The organism is Dehalobacter sp. CP (genome assembly GCF_047652685.1).
GTDB lineage: Bacteria > Bacillota > Desulfitobacteriia > Desulfitobacteriales > Syntrophobotulaceae > Dehalobacter.
Genome location: NZ_CP157399.1, coordinates 1,957,240 through 1,982,474 on the forward strand (window position 1 = coordinate 1,957,240; position 25,235 = coordinate 1,982,474).

Genomic DNA, 25,235 nt, shown 5'->3' on the forward strand with positions numbered 1-25,235 from the left:
AAAACTAAAGTAAAGACTATCAAAAAAATACTAAGGAGATGGCGAGATGGTTATTAATGAAGGGGTCAAAGCAGTCATTGAGGGTTCGGCCTTCCTCTCCCTTGTCACGCTGAGTACAGATGGCATTCCTCACCCAATCATTGCGGGCAAAGGCGAAGTTGTAGGCGATACAGTAGTTTTCGGGATTTACAAAATGGAAGTAACACAGCAGAATTTAGCAGCTAATAAAAATACATGGGTTGTTGCAGCAACAATGAACGGTGGACCTAAAGGCTATCGTCTCGCTGGGACAGCTGAGGTCAAGGATAAACAGCTCATTTTCACCCCAGCAGAAGTTGATGCTCTGATATAGACCTTCTTTCTAGCGCCAGTTGACACGAATGTAAAACACGAATCCATGAAAAAGCCAGGATTTTCTCCTGGCTTTAGGCTGTGTAAGTAATCTGCAATTTGTGAAATTATCTTTTGGTATTCTTTCATTATTCATGGTTAAGGTTATACCATCACAGCACAGTTATACGCTTGCACCCATGCTTTCTTTATCGTCTTTGTTTTAAAAGAGTGCCAGGAAAGTTACATAAGCAAAAATCATTTCCTGTCCAATATCCCAGCTCATAGCCATTGCAGGATCTTTATCTGCGAGCTCCGGATGCTCTTTTACGATATCACTCCAAGAGATCAACAATTGTTCTTCCACTGTGAAGCACCTCCTATTTATAAACACCATACTCCATGACAAACTTGTTTACGGCGATGATGTTTTCCGCTTTACCTGTAATCAGTTCCTTATCCGTACCAAATACATATCCGCCGCCAGGGGCCAGAATGTCTACTAATTTTTTGGCCTTGGCGATACATTCTTCCTTGGTGCCAAATTGCAGTAAGGTTGCCGGGTAAAGTCCCGAAATACACATGGTATCTCCGAGTTTATCTTTAATTTCTTTAGGATCCCCGTATTCAAACCAACCCATGGATTTCTTGGCAGGCAGCTCTTGCAAGTGATCGTAATAACGCGACCAATCGCCTTCATAAATTGGAACGACATTGATATTCTGGGAAGCAAAAAACTCCATGATTGTTTTGAAAGCCGGCCAGAAAAATTTATCAAAATCAGATACTTTTAACATTGTAGGCAAATGAATAGGAATCAAGATAACTTTGGGGTATTGTGTCGGCGGAACCATGAGTGCCTGACCCATACCGAACCTGATGACCAACGGCGTGAATGCCTCTATCGCTGCTAAGAAGTCTTCAGGACAACGGCGGATATCCATGAAGGCGTTTTTAATGCCCCGGAAGAAATCAGCAATCCAATCCATTGGGTGAATAATAACGCCATCAAGAAGTTTGGGCATCCCGCATTGCGCGGCAAGTGCACCCGCAATACCTCCGGATTGTGCCCCAAACATGCCGAATTTCATAGCGCCTTTGGCAAAAGCTAAATCCTTTACCGGTGAAGGCTTGGCCAGTTCAGCGTATTTACGCGGCAAGATCTTTTCTACCATAAATCTAAACGGATCTTTGGCAAACTCCGGATATTCATCGGCTGTCATGATCTGGGCATGCTCATCCGAATACTGTGCGACCGTACTGTCACTTAAATAATGAAATGCTTTGCTCCCCAACGCCTGATAAACACCGCCAGGTCTGCCAAAATAGTTATGAACCATGTCCAGCGGGATTTCGCTGGCTACTTTCATCATAGCTTTGCCGCCTTTGTCCGTATCCCAATTGGTTTCTGCATCGGTATACCCTGCAAACTCGGCGCACCAAGATCCATAAGTCCCAAGCACAGGTACGCGGTCCGGCTGTTCCAGATTAAAGGCTTTGAATACCCGATCTAAACGTTCTTGATATAGATTCATCATATCACTCATCGATCACCCCACCCATCTTTGGCATATTTTGACGCCTTCAGCAGCGTTTGTCGAGAAACTATCCGCTCCTATGCTTTTACATACGACCTCATTAACCGGTACGCCGCCGATAATCACCTTGACTGAGCTTCTAAGACCTGCTTCAGCAAGACCGTCAACCGTTTCTTTCATACTATCCAGCGCCAAAGTCAGTACGCCGCTTAATCCGACAATATCAGGGTTAACCTCTTTTACCCTGTCCACAATCTGGTTAACCGGAACATTGATCCCCAGGTCGATCACCTCGAAGCCTGCAGCTTCTACCATGGATCTGAAAATATTTTTGCCAATATCATGAAGGTCTCCGAAAACGGTAGCCAGGACAATCTTTCCGCCTTTTGCTGAGGAATCTGCGCTTAAAGCCGGTTTGAGCTTGTCCATGACGTTTTGCAGCACTTCCCCGGCGAAGACCAAGTCCCCGATAAAGTACTCACCCGAATCATAACGCTCACCTACGAGCGTCATACCTTGCTGACAGGCTTTAACAATTTCTTGGACTTCTGCCGCGTTGTCGTCTTTGCTTAGCACTTCATCAATGGCCTTGTTTAACACGTCTTCGTCCAAATCGGACATCGCTTGAATCAGGGCTTTCAAATCCACCACTTCAAACATCCTCCTTCAATTTTTTACAGCCATTTTATTAGTCTATGATAATAAAGTTTGCTGTCTATACAAGTTAATATATCATAGAAAAAATTTAAAAAATCTTAGCGCTTACTAAGGGTATAATTTATATATTTTAAATTTTCAAAATTATTTACCGTATTATTTATCTCAACAGTTTTCTGCCCAATTCCATTGTGTATTATTTTTATTTTTATTGGCATAACAAATAATCTTTATATTATTTGGAGATGCTTTAATTACCCTTATTTTCTGACGATTCTTTTGTTTTACTTTTCTGGTCATCAAAGACAGAGTGTATCTTGATTCACATATCTCCAGAAACAGAAATGATATGATAGGGTATAGGGGAATCTGTATGGGAGGTGATTGCAGTGTTTGACTATTCACATTTCCCGTGGGAACCTTCATCTAAAGAATTATTTGATTTTATGAAGACGAATGGTCAACGTTTTACTGTAAGCAAAGGAGAAAGAGTCGTAAATACCGGTGAAGAAATAAAATACATCCAGTGTGTCGAAAAAGGATCATTAAAAACCATGATGTTAAGTAAAGATGGAAGACAAAGAACAGTGAGTATTATTCAAGCCGGAGGACTTTACGGTTTAGTTCCCGTGCTTTTGGAAGTAAAATCGTCTCCCCTTGAGATAAGAGCTTATGAAGACAGCACAATTTGTTATATCACCAAAAATCAATTTTTTGAAAAAATTAATGCTAACCCTATCTTGGCCTTTATTTTTATGAACTACTTGAGTAATTACGCCATTGCACTTGTAGAAAATTTCGAATCTCTTTGGTTTTTTAATCCAAGGCATCGCTTTTTACTATTCTTACGTAATCTTTATTCACTCAATCACTTGGAATATGATCATTGGTATAAAGCCCCTTATATCCTTACTCATCAGGAAATTGCCGAATCTATTGGTGCTACACGAGAATTTGTTACGAAACAATTCTCTGATTTGAAAAACAAAGGTATGATCAAAGTAATTGATCGGAATATCTATTTCCCCAAAGACTTCAAATCATGGGTTGAATCCCAATTATAAACTGGCCTCATTTATTCTACTGCAAAGTTATGCATATCCATATTCTCTGGAATTTCAGGCTCCTGAGGAGTTTGGGATTCCATATTAACTTTTTGAGCACTTAAGTCTGCAACAGAATTAGAATCTATGTTCTGCCAAAAGATCAGACTGATTATTACAAGGGTAATAACACATAAAGTATGATTTAGGATATCACCAATATTGTATTTATTATTCATTTTCTCCCTCCTGTTGATTTAATTGCACCTACTCGTTCTTTTTAATCGGCATTTGGTGCTGTGTGACTTTCTCAGGTGAGTGCATTAACTTTCCGAGTTTACGTCTGATTTTAGCGCAAATATCCAAAAAAGCCCCCACTGGACAGAAGCAATCACACCAAAAGCGATAAATAAAGATAGACACTGTCATAATCATAAGTAATAACAGCCAATTAAGAACAGTCCCTGTAAGCCCAAACAACGTACCAAATGGTTCATAACTGCCAATAGCAGGATTCCGGTACAGAAAAGTTAAAAGTAAACCTGACCACAACAGTATCTTAGCCAATAATTTCAGGAGCTGATTAGACACCCTTCGGCACTTGCTACGGCCTCTTACCATACTTGTTAATTCTTGTACCCCCCCGAAAGGACACAGCCAGTAACAGTATAGGTTGCGTCCAGAAAAAAGAGCAATCCCTAAACCACCTAGTACGATTACATACCAAATCATATTACTGTGTATAGGAGGCCAATACCCCATCAATAATGCCGAGATAGAGGATAAGGAGATCTGGATTTTAAGCCAGAACCCAAAGATAATGACTGCAAAAAGTAAAGTAATATACCGTACTTTGGACTTTTTCCACACCAAGCTTAAGACCAATACAGCTAGAAACAGAATGATCGCGCTTGCTTCCGCTAACCCAAACTTCCAGGATTCCGGCTTTTCCGATATACTTAGACCAAGTTGATTGACTGCTACTTCATGACTTCCCTGGCGTACAGCATTGGCGATAGCCCTAGCGCTTACCGTAGCCCCGGTGACGGAATCAATGTCAGCACCTAGTTCAATCGGATCATTTGCTTTTATGTTCTTGAACTGATCCAGAAGTTTTGCCTTTAAGACTTTGTTCAAAAAACTAGGCGACTCTCTGTTCTCCACAACCACAACTTGTTGAATCTCCCCCTGCGGATCGATTATTGCAGCTACCTTCATTGGCCCGCCATAACCATTGGCCTCACCAAATACGACATAATCATGTTCCTTGCCGTTACTTTGATCCGTCTTAAAAGTTGGAGGGTCGTTACTTATCTTTTCGAAGTTTGTTTGCGGCAAAATCTGTTTCATGTAGAGGAGTTCATCCTTCTCTGCTGCCATATTGGAATACGCCAAAGCCCCGATCAACATGGCAACCGCAACAACTATCATTATGCGTTTCAACATTATTGCTTCCTCCAGAAGTATGACTAATAACTAGGCTGACAAATGAAGCAAATAAGAAACCTAATAATGATATGCCGGCTCTCAAGCGGGAGCCGGCATATCTTTTATAGTTCTACTTACTTCCTTGGAAAGAATTTATTAGGATCCTGCGCCCACCAGCTTGCCACATCTTTGGGTTCTGAATAGCCTAACATTTTTTCCATCTTGACAAGGGTGGACCCTAGCGTCGGTGCCAAATGCGCTGCTAACTTATGCATTTCGGTTTTGGGTTTATTGTACGGACAATAATGAACACAGTTGCCACAAGCACTTATGTTGTGATCATCCCAATACGCTTTGCATTTACAAGCATCGATCGGCCACTTTTTGACACCAGAATTTGTAGTGCCATATACGGCTTCGGCAGTACGATGATTATCCTTGGGAATAGACCCGGAAGGACAGTTATCGGCGCAAACCGCACAGGTCTCACAGAACTTGGTCACTCCCATATCTATAGGTTTATCCGGCTGGAGAGGCATGTCGGTGATAACACCGCAAATACGCAGACGAGGCCCAAAGTCCGGGTTGATGAGCAGACCATTCCGTCCCATTTCCCCTAGTCCTGCATCGACAGCCATCGGGATTCCCAATCCTGGTCCATAACTGCCAAACGGCCAAGCACGGTAACCCATATAATTGATAAAGAGAGCCAAGTGCATAATCAAGAATTTATCAAAGCTGTAGGCCCGATACGTTTCAGCTACTTCAACACAAGAAAGAGTACGCTGGTAAGCCTCGTAGTCCATTTCAATACCGCAGACGATAACGTTATTCATCTCTTGAGGCAATTCATCATCTACATTCGGCAATTGCAATTTCTTTCTTTCTTCGGGTGTCATCACCGGCCCCAACAGACCGTTTTGAAGACCAAATACTTTTTCAAAAAGACGTTTAGCATCCGTCTTCCAATTCTCGGCGTGATACCGGTGACTATAAAGCCAATCTCTATTAAGCTTACATGTCCCCACAACACTTGTGCCGAAATGCTTAGCGGCCATTTTCACCGTCTGGGCTGCTTCTTCCGGACTACACTTGTATGGTTGTGTTAATCCCGGAGGCAGCTCCGGCTCCCACAGATGCGAAGCAGCAAAGCTACCAACCTTAAACATCAGCGCGGAACTCATAAATAATGACAGATCGCGGTGATCAAACCCGGGTTTTGGTGTTCCGGCAGCGATATTTTTTACGGTATCATGAAGTGCGGTCATCCCTTGCGGGCCAAACAAATAAAACGACTGGCTTTCGTCCCAATACCCGCGGGAATGGGCGTTATTTCTATTATCAAATCGCCCGACTTCACCCTCAATCTCATAAGGCGGTTTATCTACTCTGGGGTATTCCAGCGCACTCGCAGCACCGTCTCCGAGTAATTTCTCTCTTGCTCCGGGCGTAAGTGTCAATATACTGGTCAGGGCTCCAGTCAGTGCAGTACTTTTTAGAAAGGACCTTCTGCTAAGTTTCTTAGACATTTTATGCTTTTTCTCCTTTCATTAATTTGGCAATCGTTTTTTTTCCAAAAGATTTGCTGACCAATAATTGAGCAACAGCAACGATAACGACCCCAATAATACCCATCAGGAATAATCCGACTATTCCGGCTTTGGGCTGCCCCTCCCATACTCCCATGTAGAGCCAATATATTAAAAAATCTACATAGAGTGTAACAAATATTGATAATACCCAGTTCCAGATGCCGAACTTGCGGTTCTTCTTCTCCACAGACTTTTTGTATAATTGAATAAGCAATACAGTAGCAAGACCCAAAATATATGCGATAATTCCACCCATACTATCTACCACATCTCCCTTCTTCTCTACTTTTCCTTTTCTTTGTAATTTTTGCTTTTTTACCAATTTTTTGTGACCCGAACCTAATAAACACAATCATCAATGGGAACTTTTCATGTATTTTTCACGCTATATCCCCTCCTTGTAAATACTTTCTTCAACTTCATACGTCATCCGCTTAATAATATAAAGCATGATGTTAGAATTTTCTGTGTTACGATACACATAACAAGAAGCCCACTCAAGGTATAATTTTGAGTGGGCCCTAGTTTGTATTTTTTTGTCATTAACAATCCAAAGTCAGTACTTTAAAACTTCATCAATCATAGAAGCTAATTTTGAAAGATTGTAAATGTAAATTCTATCTTTGGTTTTTTTGAGTATTCTCTGCTCTTCTAGCATTTTAAACAGTTTACTCACTGAAACATAATGAGTTCCAGTAATGTCTCCGATCGTTTTTTGCGTTAGTTTGGTGTTGATAATATAATAATTGTCCACAAGTTTCCCTTTAGAGATACAGAGATTATAGATAAACCGTAATATTCTGCTTGACGGCCGGCAATAACTTAAATCCCTTGTTTTAGCCATAAGGCAATAAGACTTGTCAAGAATATTTTGAATAACTTCTAGAAATAGTTGTTTATCCTCATTAAATATTTCCAGAATATCTTCAAGCGAGAAAAAATAAACCGTACTTTTTCTGATTGCATAAACCTGAACTTCGCTATTGTCTTCATTTGTATTGATTGTTGCCCCGATCGTTTTTTCATCAATATGAAAAAGAAATTTGGTATAGCCTTCATCTGAGCCAATGCTTACACCCAGGCATCCGGACTTGACATAAAGAATAGAATTAGCATTTGTACCCTGAGCTTGAACGATTGCTCCTTTAGGAAATATACGTTTATGTGCCAGATGCAGGTACTTCTCTAGTCTTTCTGTTTGCACAAAATTTTCAAGCATATAAGGCCGGGGAATTTGCTTCTTATCAATATCAGCCATTATCTAATTCCTCCTTTTGCATATACTAATATCCTTTATCGATTCTTATGCTAAGATTAGATTTAGCAGGAGATTAATAAAAGTGTATAACATTAGTCTTGGATAATACAAAAGATTAGATAATTATATTTTTTTACCTGCTTAAACAAATAAAGAATTGGATCAAAACATAGTTTATCTTGTGTATCCGTAACATAAATTATGAGTCTAATAATACCTTACACTCTTTCCAAGGGTTATAAATTTTTTTACATAGCAATTTGTCTCTGACAACATTCGAGGTTGCCAGAGACATATGCATTTTCATATTAAATATTTCTTTGAATTTTAAACACCTAATGATTTAGTAACGTTCAGGCCACTCTAACCACCATTTGAACTTCTCAACCTGTTCAGTACCATAGCCAAACATATCGTCAATCGATTTGAGCAAACTTGAAGCAGTTTCCCCTTGACTACCGATAAATGTGCCGGCCTGATGGAACCAGGAGTCTTCTTTGGAATTCCATGGACATACCTTCATGCAGCGTCCGCACATGGATCCTTCTTTATTGGTTACACGGAATTCAACGCATTTCTTAATGTCACTCTGCCAACGCAAAATACCATTCTTTTCAATATAATCCTCGTCTTGGGTAATCGCTCCCGAAGGACAATTATCGGCACATTTTTTGCACACCCTGCAGAAATCCTGAGCGCCGAAATCAATTGGCCTATCTGGAGCTAGCGGCAAGTCTGTGGTCACAGCGGCAGCTTTGTTGCGGAATCCAAGTGTCGGGTGAGCTATACAGTCACCTGTCCTTGTCATCTCTCCCAGTCCTGCGGATACCAAACATGGAGCCAGGATCAAGGCATAATTGGAAAAATGATGCGCCCTGGCATTGTAACCAAGATTACGGATATAGTTTGCCAAGATTACCGAAATAACGGCGGTTGCATGGTAAGAACGGAATGATTGGGAACCGCTGATGCCGTCATAGCCGGTAGATGCCATCAAGGTCTCCAGGTGCTGATCCGTCATGACAACGATGACATAAGGCAGGCTCTCTGTGACAGGAACTGATTTGGACAAGTCATCTTTCATCATATCTGCAAGAGGAGGCGCCTTGAACTCATAGTATGCAAATGAAGGCATTTTGCCGATGCCAACCTCGTCAGCTCTTAAGAAATAGGCGCAGTCTTTGATATGCTGGGACATCTGTTCAGGGTCGGGAATAGCCAATTTTTCAGGGGCGGGTTTTCCAGAAACCATCGGAGCTAAGCTTAAAGTAAACTTAGCTAAAGCATCTCCCAAAGGATATTTTGCAGCAGCATGGTAAAACATGTTCGCCTTAAAAGCCGCCTCGGAAACCTTATGGCGGAAAACCAAGTTGAATCCCTGATTTGCCTCATGGAATTTTTTTATAGGGCCAACGATCTTGGTTGTGCCCAGCCATTGGTCGTTAAAATCAGCCATTTTAACTGAGGCTAAGCCGTAATTCGTCGGATGAAGCTTCGACTGTCCTGCGGAGCTTGTCACCGTCTCAGCGGCTTGCACCGGCAAAGCATTTGCCATACCAAGAACACCCATGGAAATAGCTGAGGCTGCTCCTGCCTTTAGGAAATTACGTCGGTTTATCCTTAGCTCCTGCTCCTGTTTCTGTTTCCCTTCTTGTTTTTCAATAGACATCCTTTTTCACCTCTTTAAGCTTCTAAGCTTGTATTTGCTTTTTTCTGTTGTTTACCGAAAAATCCTAAGAGTCTTGCTAAGACTACTGCTAGTACAACTGAAATACCTAAAAACAAAAAGATTGCTGTACTCGTTGCTTTGACATGCCCTACGCTCGCATTAATATAAATGAAAGAAATCCCCATCCAAGTAATTGCATACCATGCAACGTATAAAACCCAATTAAGAATAGTTTTCCATTTTTTGTCCGTATTTGCTCTAGGTTTAATAAATAGTAGGCCGGCTAAAAAAAGAACACCCGCTAGAAACACCAAAAATGTACCCATATTTCTCCTCCTTTATTTTTTATTAGCGGCTCCCGCAATTGCGCTGATTCCGGAAACCACAATTTCCAATTAAATATAGCATTTATTCCAAAAAAAACGCTTAGTATTTCTTAAGCGTTTTTTGATTAAAATTTCGGAATCCCCAGGGGGATGACCGCTTGGGAAAAACTAAAATTCGGATCCGGATCCGAATTCGGCAAGCCACTTTCCCCACTAGTTGCACACCCCCAAAAGAAAAGACGCCATTTTTATTGACGTCCTTCATTGGGGCTAAGTAGTGATACAGCCCCCAGGGATATAACATTTTTACTTCTTGGTAACGTCAGACCTATGAATAGAGCATGAGCAGCGTTAAAGCCAATTCAACCCCATCTTTTTCCTGATCTGAATTAAGAAACTGTGATAAAATTCTTTCCCTTGCCATTTTAAAGATCATTTCCATGTCACTCATCTTAAGAACACCCTCCTATTCTTTAGGGTTACATATATATTTTCAGATAACAGATGGAAGTTTCTATTACTTAGAGCTATATTCCACAATAAATTCGGTAACAGCCTTTAAATTTTCTGCCTTGGCATCATTTTTAGTTGCTAAAACTTTATCCGGTGCAAAGACAAATCCACCGCCCGGAGCTAAATCATCAATTAAGCCCTTGGCAACTTCGATGCATTTTTCCTTTGATCCGTAGTACAGATCGTTTGTTTTTAAACCACCGCCAATACACATCGTTTTTCCTAAGGCTTTCTTCGCTTTTCTGAGATCGTCTTCTTCAAATAATCCAAGAACCGATCCCTTTGGAAGCTCCTGTATATACTCGTACAAATGCTCCCAGTTCTTTTCAAATAGAATAAGAAGTTTAATGCCTCTTGCTGCTACCGTATCAACATATTTTTTGAAGCACGGCCAGTAAACCTTCTCGAATTCTTTAGCCCTAATAAATTGTGGCAAATGCAGATACAAATGAACATACTTGTCATCAGAAACAGTACGCATTTTTCCAAATGTGTCTTTTATCTGAAGGTCGCAGATAGCCATACAGGCTTCAGCCACTTTATCAGGACATTTTTTGATATCTCTCATGATCCCTTTGAAATCCCTTAAATAGTCCATGATGACATCACCGGGCATAAAATGATTTACACCAGCGTTGGTTATCGGAAGTCCATGTTCAGTTTTAAACCTCTCCGCCAACATCTTTGTTGTTTGGCCAAACTTAAAGAAGATGGAAAGCGAATTAGCATATTTAGCGAACTTTTCTTCCACGGTTCCCTCTTGGAAAATCTTATGTTTTATAGGAAGAATTTTATCGCGGAAAAATTTCATCGGATCAGCAATCAGCTCATCATACTCTTCGACAGCCATCAGTTCTGAGTGTCCCGTGGCGATTTGAATGGTTTCCGTCGCATTGTTAAAAATTCCGCCGCCTAAGGAATACACAAAATTAAGGGGAAATGATATGCGTGAGGTAAGCGCGGCATCGAAGGGAAAATCAGTTAAAGCCTTAGAATAAGCTTTATATTCAAGTTCAACGTCTTTTAATGCCTCTTCTAAGGTTGTCCCATAATAAGGAAGAGCCCAATTGTCTAATAGACCGTAAATGGGAACCCGGTCAGGCTCTCTTAATTCAACTGCATCTTTGAGCCTTTTGACACGCTCATCATATAATTTCATTTTATCGCTCATACTAGATCCTCCTGTGCTATTTATTCACAAGTTTTCTTCGTTGCGGGTTTTCCTCTGATACTGATTTGGCGGTTATCGCATAACCCTTACGATTAACCCACCCACTTCTGGCATATTTTTACACCCTCTGCTGCATTCGTGGTAAATGCATCAGCACCAATTGTTTCACAAGCTTCCTTCGTTACAGGGTTTCCACCGATAATAACTTTAACCTTGTTGCGTAATCCCGCTTCTTTTAAAGCCTCAACAGTATTTTTCATTGATTCCAATGCCAAAGTCAAAACACCGCTTAAACCAACAATTGTAGGATTTACCTCTTTTACTGTTTTTACAAATTCACCTGCAGATTGATCGATACCTAGGTCGTATACTTTAAAACCTGCTGCTTCAGCCATGCTCTTAAAAATGTTTTTTCCAATGTCATGCAAGTCACCCGCAACAGTTCCAAGCACCATTGAACCGACAGTTCCAGCATTTTGGGTGTCCATAATCGGCTTTAAAATATCAATTGCACTGGTTAACAACTCCCCGGCAAAGATCAAATCACCGACAAAGTATTCCCCCTTTTCAAAAAAATCTCCAACTACTGACATCCCGCTCTGACAAGCAGCTACCACCTTTTTTGTTTCATCTGGACTTGGATTTGTGTTAACAAAGTCATTCAGCATTTCAAATACTTTTTCTTCATCAAGTTCTCCAATTTTCTGTGTTAATAGTGACAAATCCATCTTATTTTACCTCCAATATTTAAAAATTATTAATATAATGTTAACCTATTAATTTGAAAAAATTATTGCCGAAAAATTGAGATAACATTATTTTCTTTCAAGTTATATTGTATATACATTTATATATATTTCCATTAGTAAATACTACGCATATTTTAAATATTTATTTTTTTGTTGTGCAGCTGCAACAACCCAAGAAAAAGTTAAAGACGCAAAAAATATAGCGGTGCCCTCCAAAGGCGCCGCTATATTTTTTTCCGGTACATTTCCGGCCATTTTTTTATAACGCTTGCAAACCAAAATCTCCTGATCAAACAAAAAAGCGAATATTTTCATATATTACTCATTTTCTTCCCTTAAAAACAAAAAAAATACATAGTCATTTTACTAGGTACGCTTAATCGAAATTGACCATGGATATATACTCTTTTTAAATAGAGCTATATATTTGATACATATTCAAAAGGATCAAGATGCTGACCAAACCAATCAGGGTAATAAATATTAAGTCTTTAGCGGTGGATTTGTTTTTCATATTTGCCTCATCATTTCAATACTTTTGTTTCATCTTTCAACTAATGTCCCTTTAAAATCACCTTTTTCCCGATGTATCTTTCTAATACTTCTTCTAATGAGTAAGATAACCTCATTCATCACCATGACCGGGCAAAAAAATCTACACCAAAATCTGCTGATAAATAGAGATGAAAACAATACTACAGGTAGCATAAACCATTGTAAGCCAACCCCCTGCCTCCCGAATAAAGTGGCGAAAGGTTCATAACCGGCGAAACTTGGAGACTTCAAGATGAACGCCCCTAATAACGCAAGATAAGCCAATCCATATTTAATTTGAGTGGCTTTTGCTTCTATTGATTTGTTAGGGCACTTGAATTTGCCTCCGCCGATCTTTGCTGTTATTTCCTGAAGTGCGCCAAAAGGACAAAGCCAGAAACAGTAGACATTTTTACCTATTATAAATGTAATTATCGGAATTCCGATGATCAGTATATACCAGACTAAATTCGCTTTTACTGAAGGGAAGTTTCCCATCAGTAATGAACACACATTAGCCAGCGAAATCGGTGTATTATACTGAAATCCAATAATTACTAAACTGACTGACAGGGTAACCCATCTGAGCTTTGAATACTTGAAGCAAACTCCGATCAGCATCAAAATGACTAAGGAAACAACAAAAATCTCTTTCAAACCGAATCTGAAAGGCTCAGCCTCCTCGGTAACATTTAATCCGAATTGCGTTCTCGCAACGGCGTGACACCCGAGAGAAATGGCTTTAGCTATTCCACCTGAAGAATAAGTGGCGCCTGTTATTCGGTCAATATCCTGGTTGATGCTTAAAGGTTCAGTGATGCTCTTCCCGATAAATATCTCCAGATATTTCTTGCTGATAATTCCATAAATAAAAGAAGGAGTGTCTTTATGATTGGCAATTACAGTTCCCTCGATCTTTCCCTGAAGGTTGATTCCGATTACCATTTTTATTGGTCCCCCGTACCCCATTGCCTGATCGATTACTACATAGCCAACCTTTTCTTCTACTCCGTTTTGATCTTTTGTCTTTCCTTCATAAATCAAGGGCGAAAGCGCAATCTTTTCAAAAGATTGCGCTTCAGGAAGAACTTTTCCCTCCAACTTAAGTAAATCGCTATCCGCCACAAACCAATTTGTACCTAAGGTGAACAATAAAGCCATTAGTGCAAGAAAAAGAAATATTCTTTCAATTTTGTTTTTTCCTTTAATGTCTGTCATTGGTTTTTCCTTACTTAGCTTTTTACTGGATTGGTCTTATCCGAGTTAGATTTAAAACCCTTGAATTTTATTCCATCAATTCTAATGGTCAGAAAAATTAAGCCAAATAGTATCGCACCGAACATTAACAACCCCATACCTGCAGCTTGGGCTTCCCCTTCAGCAAGGCTGCTTACAATCCACGCGATCGTAAAGCTTCCCCATAAAACAGAAATCGCAGCCCCAACCCACCTGGCTGTAGACATTTTACCGGCTGCATCGAATTTAAAATATAAAAACCAAACCGAAGATGCTATTAATGCCCCAAGTAAGATCCAAAATATTATCATAGTACCTCTCTCCTAACTTTTTTTACTCCAAAATTCCTTCGTTTTTTGTGCGATATCAATTTTCCCATACCCATACAGATCGTCGAAATACCTAAGCAGTGATCTCGCAGGCGTATTTGCTCCTGCCCTTAACAAATCATGCTGCCACTCTTTACGTTTGTTAAAGGGACACGATGCAATGCATGCTGCACAGCTGCTGCCAAACTGACCCCAACTGCTTATACATTTCTCGCAATCCATAGCCCATCTTTTCACGCCCGCGCTGGTCGAGATTGTAGCCTTGTCAAAACTTGGTTCTTTCTGTCTGGATATCGCTTGTTTCGGACAAGTGTCCGCACACTTCATACAGGTTGTGCAAAATTCTTGGACGCCAAAAGTTATCGGTTTATCCGGCGTCATAGGCATATCGGTGATTACTTTACATAAGCGCACTCTCGGCCCATAATCCGGAGTAATAAGAAGCCCCATCCTGCTTAATTCTCCCAGTCCGGCATGAATGGCCATAGGAACGCTTAAGCCGGTATCATTGCCGCAAGGGATCGCATTATAGCCGCACAATCTTATGAAAGTAGCTACTTTATGCGTCATATTACCCATTTTAGAATATCCATCGCCCACTGCAGCATTTTCGAGTACTCCCGGAGCTGCGCTAATCGCGTCAAAATCCATTTCAAGTGCAAAAACAACGACATTTGTAGGAGTAAACGAGAATTTTGTCTCCTGGTAATTCAACTTAGTATGGACCGACTCTATATGATTCTCACTCCCGCTCTCAGTCGGTGCGATAATACTGTAAGAATAAATCCACCGCTCATCATACGGTGCAATTCCGACTTTATCAGCGCCTAAAAATAAAGATGCTCTTTTCATAATCATGCTGGCCTCGTCAGGACTGGAAAACTTGTACTTGTTCGGGCTGACAGGACCGTCCCAATTATACATTCCGAGACCCGCGAAACCGGGAGCATGATAATCGTTAATATCATCTTCTACAGACCAGCCCGCTCCTCTTAACGCACATTCGAGTTGTCCGAAGCCTTCTCCGCCCGTAGTGGGTATAACCCCCATTTTCTTCCCCAGATAAGCGTCTAAATCAGGCATTAATTTTTTTTCTCCACCGTAAGCACGAAAGAATAAATTGTTTCTTTGATCATAGCGTTTATACTCGCTGTTCATTTCTACCGGAAAAGTATCGTGTTCTGTAACCCCATAAGCTTTTCCGGAATCCCCTGGCATTTCAGAGCCCAGCAAAGCAGCACCCGCTGCGACAATCCCCACTCCCATCGATTTTTTCAAGAACCCGCGCCTGCTTACCCCTTTGGAACCGATTTTTGACGTCTCATTGTTTTGCTCTTTTTCATAATTTTCATTTTCCAGCGCCATAACCTAGTTCTCCTTTCAAATTAAATTTGAATTATCTTTACGATATTAGATTAACACAGGGGAAAAAAAACACCTTATAGTGTAAACTACAAGATGTTAATAAATTCAAGAGCTTTAAGATAATTCCAATAACGCCACTAACTTTTCCATTTCATCTATATTTATTGAGTACATTCCTTCTACTCTTTCAATTAAACCGTCTTCTTTAAAATTTGCTAGGATTTTTGCGACCGTTACCCTATTGATACCTGCTAAATCACTAATAGATTGTTGACTGATAGGAAAGCAAATTAACCGAAGTCCATTATGGTTGTTATTTCCGCCAAAATAGTAAGCGAACTGGAGCAGTAATTTGCTAACCTTGGTTTCAGCATCACTAAAACAAGATTGACCTAATTGTCCAGCCAACATCCTGACTTTGCTGCAGAGGGAGCTTAAAACATAGTCTTTGATACACGGATAATTGTCTAACACCGTTTTAAGGTCAGATTTACTTATAAAACGGGTTTCAATCTGTGTAAGAGCCTTATAATAAACCGGTTGAAATTCTCCGTCAAAGGCTCCGACATCCCCTAGAATGCACCCTGGCATCTCTATTCCTACAGACTTTTTTCGTCCATCGGAAGACATGAGATAAGCATCGACATTTCCTCTAACGATATAATTAATACCATCAATGGGTGCTTCGGGATGTGAGAGTATGTCGCCTTTTTTAAAAATACGCAAATCGCCCATTTCTTCGAAATACTCTTTTATATTTATTTTATCATTCGATAAGATAGGAAAGTATTTGTCTTTCATTTTTACTTCCTTTCTAAACACTGCTGAATTCTGTTTTATAACTCAGTGCCGTCAAATGATATTATTGTCATAAGCTAAGATTAAATTTTTAATAGATAGAAATCATTCTACATTGTAACATAAGTTACTAAGATGTCCTTGTAGCTTATGTTACAAAATGGAAATTCGTTGAATTCCATTTTGTTTTGAACAAAAAGTTTCAGCGATGCCTCTTAAAACGTCGCTGAAACTTTTTCGTACATTCAGATTAATAATTAAATTTATACATTTCCGGCCATTCTAACCACCATTTGTATTTTTCAACAGTTTCAGTTCCGTAGCCAAACATATCGTCGACAGCCTTTAAAAGACTTGCTGAAGTCTTTCCTCTGCTCCCGACCCAAATTCCGGCCTCATGGAACCACGAACTTTCTTTGGAATTCCATGGACATACTTTAATACAACGGCCACAACAGTTTCCTTCGTCGTTACCTGTTCTAAACTGTGCACATTTCTTGAAATCACTGTTCCACCGTAAGTATCCGTTATATTCGACAGGATCAGTGTCAAAAGAAATTGCTTGGGCGGGACAGTTTTCCGCACATTTCCTGCACACTCGGCAGAAGTCCAGCATACCAAAGTCGATGGGTTTGTCAGGAACAAGCGGCAAATCCGTCGTAATAGCAGCGACCTTGTTCCGGAAACCCATCCTGGGGTGAGCTACACAGTCTCCGGTACGGGTTAGTTCTCCCATCCCTGCAGCAATCAGGCAAGGTGCCATAACTGCCCCATAATTACCGAAGTGATGTGCCCTGGCGTGATAACCCAGCGCCCTGATATATCCGGCAATAATCACTGCAATATTGGCTGTTGCGTGATAACACCGGAAGGATTGCGTGTTGGCAATGCCATCATACCCGGTTGAAGCCATATAGGTTTCCAGGTGTTGTTCTACCGCAACCGTAATTACATAAGGCATCCGTTCGGTAAAAGGCGTTTCTGAAATTGGCACCCCTTTGGGAACCGCACCTGCAACTATCGCGATAAGCGGAGGATTCATTTTATGCGAATAATAAGCTAACTCCGGCATCTTGCCGATTCCTACCTCATCCGCCCTAAGGTAATAAGCCAAATCTTTAATATGCACGGACATCTGCTCAGGATCAGGAATTGGAAGTTTTTCCGGACTCGGAGGACCGTCTACAATTTCTTCTCCTGAAATTTGGGCCATTGCCGGTCCAATACCCGCATTAATCGGATATCTTGGCCCGAGTGTAAATAACCCTGCTTGGGCCTTGGGACCTAAAAGTCCCTGTGCCGCCATCGAGAATCCCATATTTTTTTCACTGGTATTTTTGACGGTTCCAACAATTTTACTGGTCCCAAGCCATTGATCATTATGCCCGACATAACTGACTGAAGCACCTCCGTAATTAGGTTCAGGCCTCAGCTTGGACCATAGACCTTTTTTCCCGGGAATATACCCATAGTTGCTTACGGCTGCTTCAGCTACCTTAGAGGGAGCTTGGATTGCCCCAAGAACACCCATGGCAGCCGCTGCTGCTCCTGTCTTCAAAAAACCTCGACGAGTAACTTGAATTTTTTTTTCTGGTTCACTATTCTGTATACCAGAACCAATCATACTATTTCACCTCTCAAGCTTGAACTGATTCATCTGTCTTATTCAGTTTCTTTAAACCGATAAATCCTAATAAACGAGCTAAGATGATAGCGATAACTATCGCTATTCCGCCAAATAAGAAGATGGCTGTACTTGTTGCCTTGGAGTGACCAACGCTGGCATTAATGTAGATAAAGGATACTCCCATCCAAAGTACAGCGTTCCCAACTACGTATAGCGCCCAAATTAATACTTTTTTCCACATAACCCCCTTGATAAGTGGATTGATAAATAAAATTCCAGCTAAAAATAGAATTCCAGCCAAGAAAATTAGAAAAATACTCATTATATTTCACCTCCTTTCTACCTAAAATTGTATACAACTCCAATTCTTATTTTTTTAGTTTCAACTACTATTTTAAAATTTAGTTTTAATAGCACATGAACTCTTCATTTTTTAAATTTAAAAAACAATTAATATCTTCTGATTTCAATTTAATCCGTTAAAAGCAAAAAAACTGCTTTAACTCAGTCCACTGAGCAAGCAGTTTTTATATACTATATCAGTACGTTATTCCCTCATCAATTAAACTTTTTAGCCTTTCCACATCATAGATAATAATTTTAGTTTTTGTTTTCTTAAATATTTTTTGTCTCTTCAAATATCCGAATATTTTACTAACCGTCACATAGTGAAGCCCGGTTATCTCAGATATACTTTTATTAGGCAAATAGGCATTTATTTCCCAAGTGTTATTTTTGTATTTTCCCTTACTTTTATATAGTTCGTAAATCAATCGTAAAATTCTTACTGATGGACTATATAAATTTAATTCATTGGTTTGATTTAAGAAATAATAGACTTTTGAGGCAAAATTTCTTAGGACATCAATAATTAGCTCTTCATCCTGTTTAAAAGCCATTAGTAACTGCTCTTTTGTAAAAAAGCATACCTTGCTGTCCTCAACCGCCATGATTAGGATATGATCTTCTTCAAAACTAAATAATCTATCCATAAGGCAATACTGCCCGGCAGAATAAATAAATTTTTCCCTGCCATCTGGGGTTATGGTTGAAACTTTTAATCTTCCTGATAGAACGAATATCATTTTACCTAAGACTTCATCGGGCAATAATACTGCTTCTCCCTTTCGATAACTGCGCTGTGAGCCAAAATCAAGGTAAGCACGTAAATTTTCGACCGGATAAAAAGTATCTGGTAGAACACAACCTCTAAGAACTTCTCCCATAACTTCATCCTCCAAGGTATTAAATTATTTTTGAACGCAAAATTATAAATTAGTTCCAGTTAATTTATATTTTAAGTTAGCAGTCAAGCAAAAGGTTTAGTTTCGGCTATTTTTTTGCTTTTTTATTTAAATATTCTATTAAGTTTCACAAATTTTATACGTTGCATACCCCTAATCTATATCCCAAACGCTGATTCTCCCTGAACTTCCGGAGAGGAACGGAAGGAATGCCGCAATAGCATAGTGATTCAATCAGAGCTCAACCTTAAATTGTATTTAAAATGCCAATAAGCCCTGGTTTAAACAATTGATGGATACACCAAGGCTCTTTGCGTTCTTAATATAAATAGATTTCTGGCTAAAAAAGATGCATCTATCCAGAATTTATCTTTTGAACTTGATTCATTACACCCTCTATTGCAAAATCCGGTTGTTTTGAAATTGATTACACTAGTGTAGTCAAATCTCAAAAACGGCAATTTTTAATCATCTCCTCCGACACGGCCTCTACGATGTCTTTCCACCGTGATTGTGCCAATAGGAATATCCTGGCCTGAGTGGAGATGGTACAGCGTCCCCCCGTTTATCCGCTGCGATAACGTATGAGCGGTGTATTTTGTGCAAGTCTGCAACAGCCTGTGAAAAAGTTGAAGACGCAAAAAATTTCCAGCGACCCTTACAAAGGCGACGCTGGAAATTCTTAACCTATACTCGTTGGATTAATATTCGAACTTATAAAGTTCCGGCCATTCCAACCACCATTTATACTTATCGACAATCTCTGTGCCATAACCAAACATATCATCGATACCTTTTAAGAGGCTTGAGGCAGTTTCTCCTTTGCTTCCAATCCAAATTCCGGCCTCATGAAACCATGAACTTTCCTTGGAGCTCCATGGACATACCTTAATACAAACGCCACAGCTAACTCCTTGATCATTACTTGCTCTAAATTGTGCACATTTTTTGAAATCGCTGTTCCAACGCAAATAGCCGTTATATTCAACCATGTCCCTGTCACGCGTAATAGCTTGGGAAGGACAATTATCGGAGCACTTATTGCACACACGGCAGAAATCAGCCATTCCAAAATCAATCGGTTTATCCGGAACCAAAGGCAAGTCCGTGGTGATGGCTGCCACTTTATTACGGAATCCCATGCGCGGGTGGGCAACACAGTCTCCAGTCCGGGTAAGTTCCCCCATTCCTGCAGCGATTAAACAGGGTGCCATTACGGCTCCATAGTTGCCAAAATGATGTGCTCTGGCGTGGTATCCAAGCTCTCTGATGTATTTAGCCATAATGATAGAAATGTTGGCGGTCGCATGATAACACCGGAAAGATTGGGAATCTGAAATTCCGTCATATCCGGTTGAGGCCAAGTAAGTCTCTAAATGCTGCTCAACCGCAACAACGATGACATAAGGCATCTTTTCCGTAAAGGGTACATCTTGAAGAGGAGTTCCCCTTGGAACCATGCCCCCGATAATTCCCATCATCGGTGGATTCATTTTATCAGAGTAATAACCGTATTCAGGCATTTTCCCGATCCCAACTTCATCAGCTCTCAGATAATAAGCAACATCTTTAATATGCATGGACATTTGCTCGGGATCAGGTATCGGAAGTTTTTCTTTTTTGGGCTGACCATCAACGATATTTTCCCCGAATATGGGTGAAATAGCCCAGCCAAGCGCATCACTCAGCGGGTGTCTAATACCGATCGTATAGAACCCCGCCTGTGCCTTAGGTCCTAAAAGACCTTGGGCAACTAAAGCAAATCCCATTTCTTTTTCTTTAAACTTCTTTACTGTCCCGACAATTTTAGACGTGCCAAGCCATTGGTCATTGTGCTCTGCATAACTGACAGAAGCGCCTCCATAATTAGGTTCGGGTTTCAACTTAGACCATTGTCCTTTTTTAGGGGTAATGTATTCGTAGTTGCTTACCGCAGCTTCAGCTATTTTTGAGGGCGCTTTGATCGCGCCAAAAACGCCCATTGCTGCTGCAGCCGCTCCAGTTTTCAAGAAACCTCGGCGGCTTACCTGAAATTTTTCTTCTGGAGCATTCTTACTTTTTAAAGAATCTGCCATCTTTCTTCCTCCTTTCATGCTGATACTGATTCACTGTCTTTTACTTTTTTTGTACCGATGAATCCTAGCAGGCGCGCTAGAATCACGGCAATTACAACTGCTATTCCTCCAAATAAGAAGATGGCTGTACTTGTTGCCTTGGCGTGACCAACAGCGGCGTTAATGTAAACAAAGGAGATTCCCATCCATAAGACAATGCTCCCAATAACGTATAAAGCCCAAACAAGCACGGTCTTCCACACGACATCCTTTTTTGCACGTGGTTTAATAAACAAAATTCCAGCTAAAAACAATATCCCAGCCAAAAAAATTAATACAGTACCCATAGCTTTTTCACCTCCCTTATAAAAGAACTGTTTTCGTCCCATGCGCCATCCGCTAATAATATAAAACATAATTTTGAAATGTTCTGTGTTACTATGCACATACATTACATAGCCGGTTTCTGGTTATATGTAGCAGGATTTATTTTCTGGTACAAAAAAGAAGCTATTGCCTACGACTAATTTCTCTCGTTGTGCAATAGCCCCTTTGCTTAGTTTGGTTCCCAAGGATAAACAACATGTAACTGCATGATTATATAGAGAGTTTTATTTGATTAGTTCAAGTACCTCTTCAACTACAATGTCGGAGAAAATATCATATACCTTGTCACCGGTTTCTTTCGTAGCGATTTGTGGATCGCCTAAATATGCCAAAGGGGCGCCTACATCTTTCCAGTCGTTTTTGCCGGCAGAAATTCTCTCAAAGAGATGTTCTGCCTCATAATTAGCTTTTAGCTTAATTAATTCTTCCTGATCCACTAATTCGGGATGTCTAAGCAAGATTAAACCTGTTTCCCATTCTCCGGCATGAAAATCCCATTCCGGATGTTCCCCCTTGCATACTGAACTCATTCTAGGCAGTCCATGATGAAACCACGCGGATACCTTAACCTTTAATCCATCTTTTTTCAGTGAAGCTCTTTTGATTCCTTCTTTGATCGCTTCGTTATTTTTGGGTTCGCCATGGGCGCATATAATGACTATTTTATTAAAGCCCCATTTCGCTAAACCTAAACAAACGTCTTCTACAATATTCGCAACAGTTTCAAATTTCAGAGTGATATTGCCATCAAATGAGTTCGCAATATCAGCTAACGTATAATGAAGTGTAGGAGCTATTAATGTTTCAATACCTTTGTCTTTCAATTTCTGGGCAGCTCGTTCAGTCATTTCGTTAGCACTCGTTACATCGACCATCATTGGCAGATGTGTCCCATGAACTTCGCATGGACCCATTGGAAATAGGGCAATGTTTGTTTTTCCTTCTAAATTCCTAACTTGCTTTGTTGTCATATTAAATAGATAGTTAAGTTTCATTCTACAGATCGCCCTTTATTTTTATTTGGCATATCTTTTTTTATCTCATACGCCATTCGTTAACAATATAAATAATAATATTAAAATTTTCTGTGTCATTATTCACATAAATTACACCGTGGAAGCTCCCAATAACGCAAGATAATGCCAACATATATTTGATTTTAAGGCAAATATAGCATGAAGAAACGCTAGATTCCTGGCGTTTCTTCATGCTATAGTAATGTAATTGTCATTTCTTTATCAATACTCAAATATATAATTTTTTAAGATAAATATACCGCCCATCTTTAGAATAAAATTTTCAGCGATGCCTTCTGCAGGCACCGCTGAAACCATCTCTTAAACTTATTTGGTTTAATAAATTTTATACAAATCCGGCCATTCCAGCCACCATTTATATTTTTCGACAATTTCAGTGCCATAGCCAAACATATCGTCGATGCCTTTTAAAAAGCGTGCAGAAGACTCTCCGTGGCTGCCGATCCAAACGCCGGCCTCATGGAACCACGAATCTTCCTTGGAACTCCATGGGCATACTTTAATACAGCGCCCGCAGCTGAATCCGTCTTCTTGAGATGTTCTAAACACTGTACATTTTTTGAAATCGCTGTTCCAACGTAAATAGCCGTTATGCTCGACCGGGTCACGGTCATGTGTAATCGCTCCGGCTGGGCAATTCTCCGCACACTTATTGCATATTTTGCAAAAATCCAGCATTCCGAAGTCAATCGGTTTATCCGGTACCAAAGGCAAATCTGTAGTAATAGCCGCTACTTTGTTGCGGAATCCCATGCGAGGATGGGCTGCACAGTCTCCTGTTCGGGTCAGTTCCCCCATTCCTGCAGCAATTATACAAGCCGTCATAACTGCTCCATAGTTGCCAAAATGGTGTGCTCTGGCATGATAGCCCATCTCTCTGATGTATTTAGCCATTATTATGGCAATGTTGGCAGTTGCGTGATAACACCGATAAGATTGACTAACAGCGATTCCCTCATATCCGTTTGTGGCCAAATAAGTTTCCAAATGCTGTTCAACCGCCACAACAATCACATAAGGCATCTTTTCGTTAAACGGTTTTTCTTTTATTTCTATGTTTTTTTCTCCGCGACGAGCGACAATGCCCATAAGTGAGGGGTCCATTTGATGAGAATAATAAGCGAATTCAGGCATTTTCCCGATTCCTACTTCATCAGCTCTCAGATAATAAGCTAAGTCTTTAATATGCATGCTCATCTGCTCAGGATCAGGTATAGGAAGTTTGTTTTGACTGGGTACACCACTAACTACACTGTCATCGGAAATCCTTCCTACAGCTAAACCAAAGGCTGTAGCTAGCGGGTGTCTTCCAGCTTTCAAAAAACCGTCTTTTGGCTTTTGTCCTAAAAGCCCTCGAACAGCCTGCGAAAATCCCATATCTATTTCACTGGTTTTTTTTACAGTACCAACAATTTTAGATGTCCCAAGCCACTGGTCATTATTTTCTACATACTTGACACTAGCACCGCCGTAATTGGGTTCGGGCCTCAGTTTGGACCATTGACCTTTATTCCCCGGGATATAGTTGTAGTTGCTTGAAACTGCAGCTTCAGCAATTTTTGAAGGAGCTTTTATCGCGCCAAATACACCAATGGCAGCTGCAGCCGCACCCGTTTTCAGGAAACCTCGACGGCTCACCTGGAATTTTTTTTCAAGATCTTTTTTATTTTCAGTAAAGTCGACCATCTCTTTTACCCCTTTCATGCCTGTACAGACTTGTTGTCAGTCACTTTTTTGTTGCCGATGAATCCTAACATACGGGCTAGGATGACGGCAACTACTACCGCAATTCCTCCAAATAAGAAGATGGCTGTACTGGTTGCCTTGGCGTGGCCGACATTGGCATTGATGTAAACAAAAGAGACTCCCATCCATAGGACTGCGATACCAACACCATATAAAGCCCAGACAAGCACGGTCTTCCACATGACATCCTTTTTGACACGTGGTTTAATAAACAAAATTCCGGCTAAAAATAAAATCCCAAACAAAAAAATTAATAAAATACTCATGACTTCTTTCACCTCTCTTTTGATTTTGATAGTAGATTCTCGGAAACCCCTAACCCAGTCGTACTAACTGGTTCCCAGTGGATATACTTCGTTAGCTAAAAAATCAACTTATGGGGATCTCGGCTTAGGGGGCTGTAACATAAAAAAGGCTGCCAATCCGCTTTAATACGCAGATATGCTGACAAGGTTTTATTCGTTATGACATAGGCCTCATCTCCATCTCAAAAGAACCTATATTAAAACTTGCTACATTCTTCAGTTTTTTAGTTCTTTTGGGTTTTGTAATTACTAAAAACCGTTTTTTCTTAGTACCAGATTCAGTTATCCGTGTCTCCGAG

General features: G+C 40.2%; 28 protein-coding genes. 2 read left to right on the plus strand and 26 right to left on the minus strand.

The window, feature by feature from the left end; genetic code table 11:
* Positions 1-46: 46 nt before the first annotated feature.
* Positions 47-352 (plus strand): pyridoxamine 5'-phosphate oxidase family protein, encoded by a 306-nt coding sequence (locus tag AAH944_RS09680; protein ID WP_368294200.1) that lies wholly within the window; start codon positions 47-49, stop codon positions 350-352.
* 201 nt (positions 353-553) lie between these two features.
* Here the strand turns inward: AAH944_RS09680 and AAH944_RS09685 are convergent, their stop codons facing one another.
* The 3 genes from AAH944_RS09685 to AAH944_RS09695 are packed head-to-tail and all read right to left on the minus strand — an operon-like array spanning position 554 to position 2,519.
* A complete protein-coding gene (locus AAH944_RS09685; RefSeq protein ID WP_020492679.1) occupies positions 554-697 on the minus strand; it encodes a hypothetical protein in 144 nt (47 codons plus the stop codon).
* A 13-nt stretch (positions 698-710) separates the two neighbouring features.
* The gene (locus tag AAH944_RS09690) at positions 711-1,877 is read right to left on the minus strand and encodes a uroporphyrinogen decarboxylase family protein (protein WP_415534696.1); all 1,167 of its coding nucleotides are present in this window, start codon (positions 1,875-1,877) and stop codon (positions 711-713) included.
* A gap of 3 nt (positions 1,878-1,880) precedes the next feature.
* Entirely contained in the window at positions 1,881-2,519 is a 639-nt protein-coding gene (locus tag AAH944_RS09695) for a B12-binding domain-containing protein (RefSeq protein WP_415534698.1), read from the minus strand.
* A gap of 395 nt (positions 2,520-2,914) precedes the next feature.
* Between AAH944_RS09695 and AAH944_RS09700 the strand changes: the two genes are divergently transcribed.
* On the plus strand, positions 2,915-3,589 hold the full coding sequence (locus tag AAH944_RS09700) for a Crp/Fnr family transcriptional regulator (RefSeq protein WP_415534700.1): 675 nt from the start codon (positions 2,915-2,917) through the stop codon (positions 3,587-3,589).
* Between the two features lie 11 nt (positions 3,590-3,600).
* Here the strand turns inward: AAH944_RS09700 and AAH944_RS09705 are convergent, their stop codons facing one another.
* The 23 genes from AAH944_RS09705 to AAH944_RS09815 form a co-directional block, all read right to left on the minus strand.
* Positions 3,601-3,807, minus strand: coding sequence for a hypothetical protein (locus tag AAH944_RS09705; RefSeq protein WP_415534702.1), 207 nt, complete (start codon positions 3,805-3,807; stop codon positions 3,601-3,603).
* Positions 3,808-3,835: 28 nt separating this feature from the next.
* Positions 3,836-5,014: a 4Fe-4S binding protein gene (locus tag AAH944_RS09710; protein ID WP_415534704.1), complete on the minus strand. Its 1,179-nt coding sequence runs from the start codon at positions 5,012-5,014 to the stop codon at positions 3,836-3,838.
* Between the two features lie 116 nt (positions 5,015-5,130).
* Positions 5,131-6,525 carry a reductive dehalogenase gene (locus AAH944_RS09715; RefSeq protein WP_415534706.1) on the minus strand — a complete coding sequence of 465 codons (1,395 nt, stop codon included), beginning with the start codon at positions 6,523-6,525 and terminating at the stop codon, positions 5,131-5,133.
* A gap of 1 nt (position 6,526) precedes the next feature.
* Positions 6,527-6,910: a dehalogenase gene (locus tag AAH944_RS09720; protein ID WP_415534708.1), complete on the minus strand. Its 384-nt coding sequence runs from the start codon at positions 6,908-6,910 to the stop codon at positions 6,527-6,529.
* A gap of 234 nt (positions 6,911-7,144) precedes the next feature.
* On the minus strand, positions 7,145-7,846 hold the full coding sequence (locus tag AAH944_RS09725) for a Crp/Fnr family transcriptional regulator (RefSeq protein ID WP_415534710.1): 702 nt from the start codon (positions 7,844-7,846) through the stop codon (positions 7,145-7,147).
* Positions 7,847-8,189: 343 nt separating this feature from the next.
* Complete coding sequence (locus AAH944_RS09730) at positions 8,190-9,515, minus strand: reductive dehalogenase (protein ID WP_415534712.1); 1,326 nt, start codon at positions 9,513-9,515, stop codon at positions 8,190-8,192.
* 14 nt (positions 9,516-9,529) lie between these two features.
* Positions 9,530-9,841, minus strand: a complete 312-nt coding sequence (locus AAH944_RS09735) for a hypothetical protein (RefSeq protein WP_015043211.1) — start codon at positions 9,839-9,841, stop codon at positions 9,530-9,532.
* Positions 9,842-10,169: 328 nt separating this feature from the next.
* On the minus strand, positions 10,170-10,292 hold the full coding sequence (locus tag AAH944_RS09740; protein ID WP_415534714.1) for a hypothetical protein: 123 nt from the start codon (positions 10,290-10,292) through the stop codon (positions 10,170-10,172).
* 66 nt (positions 10,293-10,358) lie between these two features.
* The gene (locus AAH944_RS09745; protein WP_415534716.1) at positions 10,359-11,525 is read right to left on the minus strand and encodes a uroporphyrinogen decarboxylase family protein; all 1,167 of its coding nucleotides are present in this window, start codon (positions 11,523-11,525) and stop codon (positions 10,359-10,361) included.
* A 92-nt stretch (positions 11,526-11,617) separates the two neighbouring features.
* Positions 11,618-12,253 carry a B12-binding domain-containing protein gene (locus tag AAH944_RS09750; RefSeq protein WP_415534718.1) on the minus strand — a complete coding sequence of 212 codons (636 nt, stop codon included), beginning with the start codon at positions 12,251-12,253 and terminating at the stop codon, positions 11,618-11,620.
* Between the two features lie 144 nt (positions 12,254-12,397).
* Positions 12,398-12,589, minus strand: a complete 192-nt coding sequence (locus AAH944_RS09755; protein ID WP_415534720.1) for a hypothetical protein — start codon at positions 12,587-12,589, stop codon at positions 12,398-12,400.
* Between the two features lie 228 nt (positions 12,590-12,817).
* Positions 12,818-14,026: a 4Fe-4S binding protein gene (locus AAH944_RS09760; protein WP_415534722.1), complete on the minus strand. Its 1,209-nt coding sequence runs from the start codon at positions 14,024-14,026 to the stop codon at positions 12,818-12,820.
* A 14-nt stretch (positions 14,027-14,040) separates the two neighbouring features.
* Positions 14,041-14,355, minus strand: coding sequence for a dehalogenase (locus AAH944_RS09765; RefSeq protein ID WP_415534724.1), 315 nt, complete (start codon positions 14,353-14,355; stop codon positions 14,041-14,043).
* Positions 14,356-14,367: 12 nt separating this feature from the next.
* Positions 14,368-15,738: a reductive dehalogenase gene (locus AAH944_RS09770; RefSeq protein ID WP_415534726.1), complete on the minus strand. Its 1,371-nt coding sequence runs from the start codon at positions 15,736-15,738 to the stop codon at positions 14,368-14,370.
* 114 nt (positions 15,739-15,852) lie between these two features.
* The gene (locus tag AAH944_RS09775) at positions 15,853-16,539 is read right to left on the minus strand and encodes a Crp/Fnr family transcriptional regulator (RefSeq protein WP_415534728.1); all 687 of its coding nucleotides are present in this window, start codon (positions 16,537-16,539) and stop codon (positions 15,853-15,855) included.
* A 247-nt stretch (positions 16,540-16,786) separates the two neighbouring features.
* Positions 16,787-18,160: a reductive dehalogenase gene (locus AAH944_RS09780; RefSeq protein WP_415534730.1), complete on the minus strand. Its 1,374-nt coding sequence runs from the start codon at positions 18,158-18,160 to the stop codon at positions 16,787-16,789.
* 13 nt (positions 18,161-18,173) lie between these two features.
* A complete protein-coding gene (locus tag AAH944_RS09785) occupies positions 18,174-18,485 on the minus strand; it encodes a dehalogenase (RefSeq protein ID WP_415534732.1) in 312 nt (103 codons plus the stop codon).
* A 217-nt stretch (positions 18,486-18,702) separates the two neighbouring features.
* On the minus strand, positions 18,703-19,389 hold the full coding sequence (locus AAH944_RS09790; RefSeq protein ID WP_415534734.1) for a Crp/Fnr family transcriptional regulator: 687 nt from the start codon (positions 19,387-19,389) through the stop codon (positions 18,703-18,705).
* 719 nt (positions 19,390-20,108) lie between these two features.
* A complete protein-coding gene (locus AAH944_RS09795) occupies positions 20,109-21,482 on the minus strand; it encodes a reductive dehalogenase (protein WP_415534736.1) in 1,374 nt (457 codons plus the stop codon).
* 14 nt (positions 21,483-21,496) lie between these two features.
* Entirely contained in the window at positions 21,497-21,808 is a 312-nt protein-coding gene (locus tag AAH944_RS09800; protein ID WP_415534738.1) for a dehalogenase, read from the minus strand.
* Between the two features lie 264 nt (positions 21,809-22,072).
* Positions 22,073-22,843, minus strand: coding sequence for a creatininase family protein (locus AAH944_RS09805; protein WP_415534740.1), 771 nt, complete (start codon positions 22,841-22,843; stop codon positions 22,073-22,075).
* A 357-nt stretch (positions 22,844-23,200) separates the two neighbouring features.
* Positions 23,201-24,571, minus strand: coding sequence for a reductive dehalogenase (locus AAH944_RS09810; protein WP_415534742.1), 1,371 nt, complete (start codon positions 24,569-24,571; stop codon positions 23,201-23,203).
* Positions 24,572-24,585: 14 nt separating this feature from the next.
* A complete protein-coding gene (locus AAH944_RS09815; protein ID WP_415534744.1) occupies positions 24,586-24,897 on the minus strand; it encodes a dehalogenase in 312 nt (103 codons plus the stop codon).
* Positions 24,898-25,235: the final 338 nt, after the last annotated feature.

Excerpts from the sequence above, each read along its gene's own strand:
- AAH944_RS09680 (WP_368294200.1), top strand. The coding sequence starts at position 47 with ATGGTTATTAATGAAGGGGTCAAAGCAGTCATTGAGGGTTCGGCCTTC.
- AAH944_RS09690 (WP_415534696.1), bottom strand. The coding sequence starts at position 1,877 with ATGAGTGATATGATGAATCTATATCAAGAACGTTTAGATCGGGTATTC.
- AAH944_RS09705 (WP_415534702.1), bottom strand. The coding sequence starts at position 3,807 with ATGAATAATAAATACAATATTGGTGATATCCTAAATCATACTTTATGT.
- AAH944_RS09710 (WP_415534704.1), bottom strand. The coding sequence starts at position 5,014 with ATGTTGAAACGCATAATGATAGTTGTTGCGGTTGCCATGTTGATCGGG.
- AAH944_RS09715 (WP_415534706.1), bottom strand. The coding sequence starts at position 6,525 with ATGTCTAAGAAACTTAGCAGAAGGTCCTTTCTAAAAAGTACTGCACTG.
- AAH944_RS09725 (WP_415534710.1), bottom strand. The coding sequence starts at position 7,846 with ATGGCTGATATTGATAAGAAGCAAATTCCCCGGCCTTATATGCTTGAA.
- AAH944_RS09730 (WP_415534712.1), bottom strand. The coding sequence starts at position 9,515 with ATGTCTATTGAAAAACAAGAAGGGAAACAGAAACAGGAGCAGGAGCTA.
- AAH944_RS09735 (WP_015043211.1), bottom strand. The coding sequence starts at position 9,841 with ATGGGTACATTTTTGGTGTTTCTAGCGGGTGTTCTTTTTTTAGCCGGC.
- AAH944_RS09740 (WP_415534714.1), bottom strand. The coding sequence starts at position 10,292 with ATGAGTGACATGGAAATGATCTTTAAAATGGCAAGGGAAAGAATTTTA.
- AAH944_RS09745 (WP_415534716.1), bottom strand. The coding sequence starts at position 11,525 with ATGAGCGATAAAATGAAATTATATGATGAGCGTGTCAAAAGGCTCAAA.
- AAH944_RS09750 (WP_415534718.1), bottom strand. The coding sequence starts at position 12,253 with ATGGATTTGTCACTATTAACACAGAAAATTGGAGAACTTGATGAAGAA.
- AAH944_RS09755 (WP_415534720.1), bottom strand. The coding sequence starts at position 12,589 with ATGAAAATATTCGCTTTTTTGTTTGATCAGGAGATTTTGGTTTGCAAG.
- AAH944_RS09760 (WP_415534722.1), bottom strand. The coding sequence starts at position 14,026 with ATGACAGACATTAAAGGAAAAAACAAAATTGAAAGAATATTTCTTTTT.
- AAH944_RS09765 (WP_415534724.1), bottom strand. The coding sequence starts at position 14,355 with ATGATAATATTTTGGATCTTACTTGGGGCATTAATAGCATCTTCGGTT.
- AAH944_RS09770 (WP_415534726.1), bottom strand. The coding sequence starts at position 15,738 with ATGGCGCTGGAAAATGAAAATTATGAAAAAGAGCAAAACAATGAGACG.
- AAH944_RS09775 (WP_415534728.1), bottom strand. The coding sequence starts at position 16,539 with ATGAAAGACAAATACTTTCCTATCTTATCGAATGATAAAATAAATATA.
- AAH944_RS09780 (WP_415534730.1), bottom strand. The coding sequence starts at position 18,160 with ATGATTGGTTCTGGTATACAGAATAGTGAACCAGAAAAAAAAATTCAA.
- AAH944_RS09785 (WP_415534732.1), bottom strand. The coding sequence starts at position 18,485 with ATGAGTATTTTTCTAATTTTCTTGGCTGGAATTCTATTTTTAGCTGGA.
- AAH944_RS09790 (WP_415534734.1), bottom strand. The coding sequence starts at position 19,389 with ATGGGAGAAGTTCTTAGAGGTTGTGTTCTACCAGATACTTTTTATCCG.
- AAH944_RS09795 (WP_415534736.1), bottom strand. The coding sequence starts at position 21,482 with ATGGCAGATTCTTTAAAAAGTAAGAATGCTCCAGAAGAAAAATTTCAG.
- AAH944_RS09800 (WP_415534738.1), bottom strand. The coding sequence starts at position 21,808 with ATGGGTACTGTATTAATTTTTTTGGCTGGGATATTGTTTTTAGCTGGA.
- AAH944_RS09805 (WP_415534740.1), bottom strand. The coding sequence starts at position 22,843 with ATGAAACTTAACTATCTATTTAATATGACAACAAAGCAAGTTAGGAAT.
- AAH944_RS09810 (WP_415534742.1), bottom strand. The coding sequence starts at position 24,571 with ATGGTCGACTTTACTGAAAATAAAAAAGATCTTGAAAAAAAATTCCAG.
- AAH944_RS09815 (WP_415534744.1), bottom strand. The coding sequence starts at position 24,897 with ATGAGTATTTTATTAATTTTTTTGTTTGGGATTTTATTTTTAGCCGGA.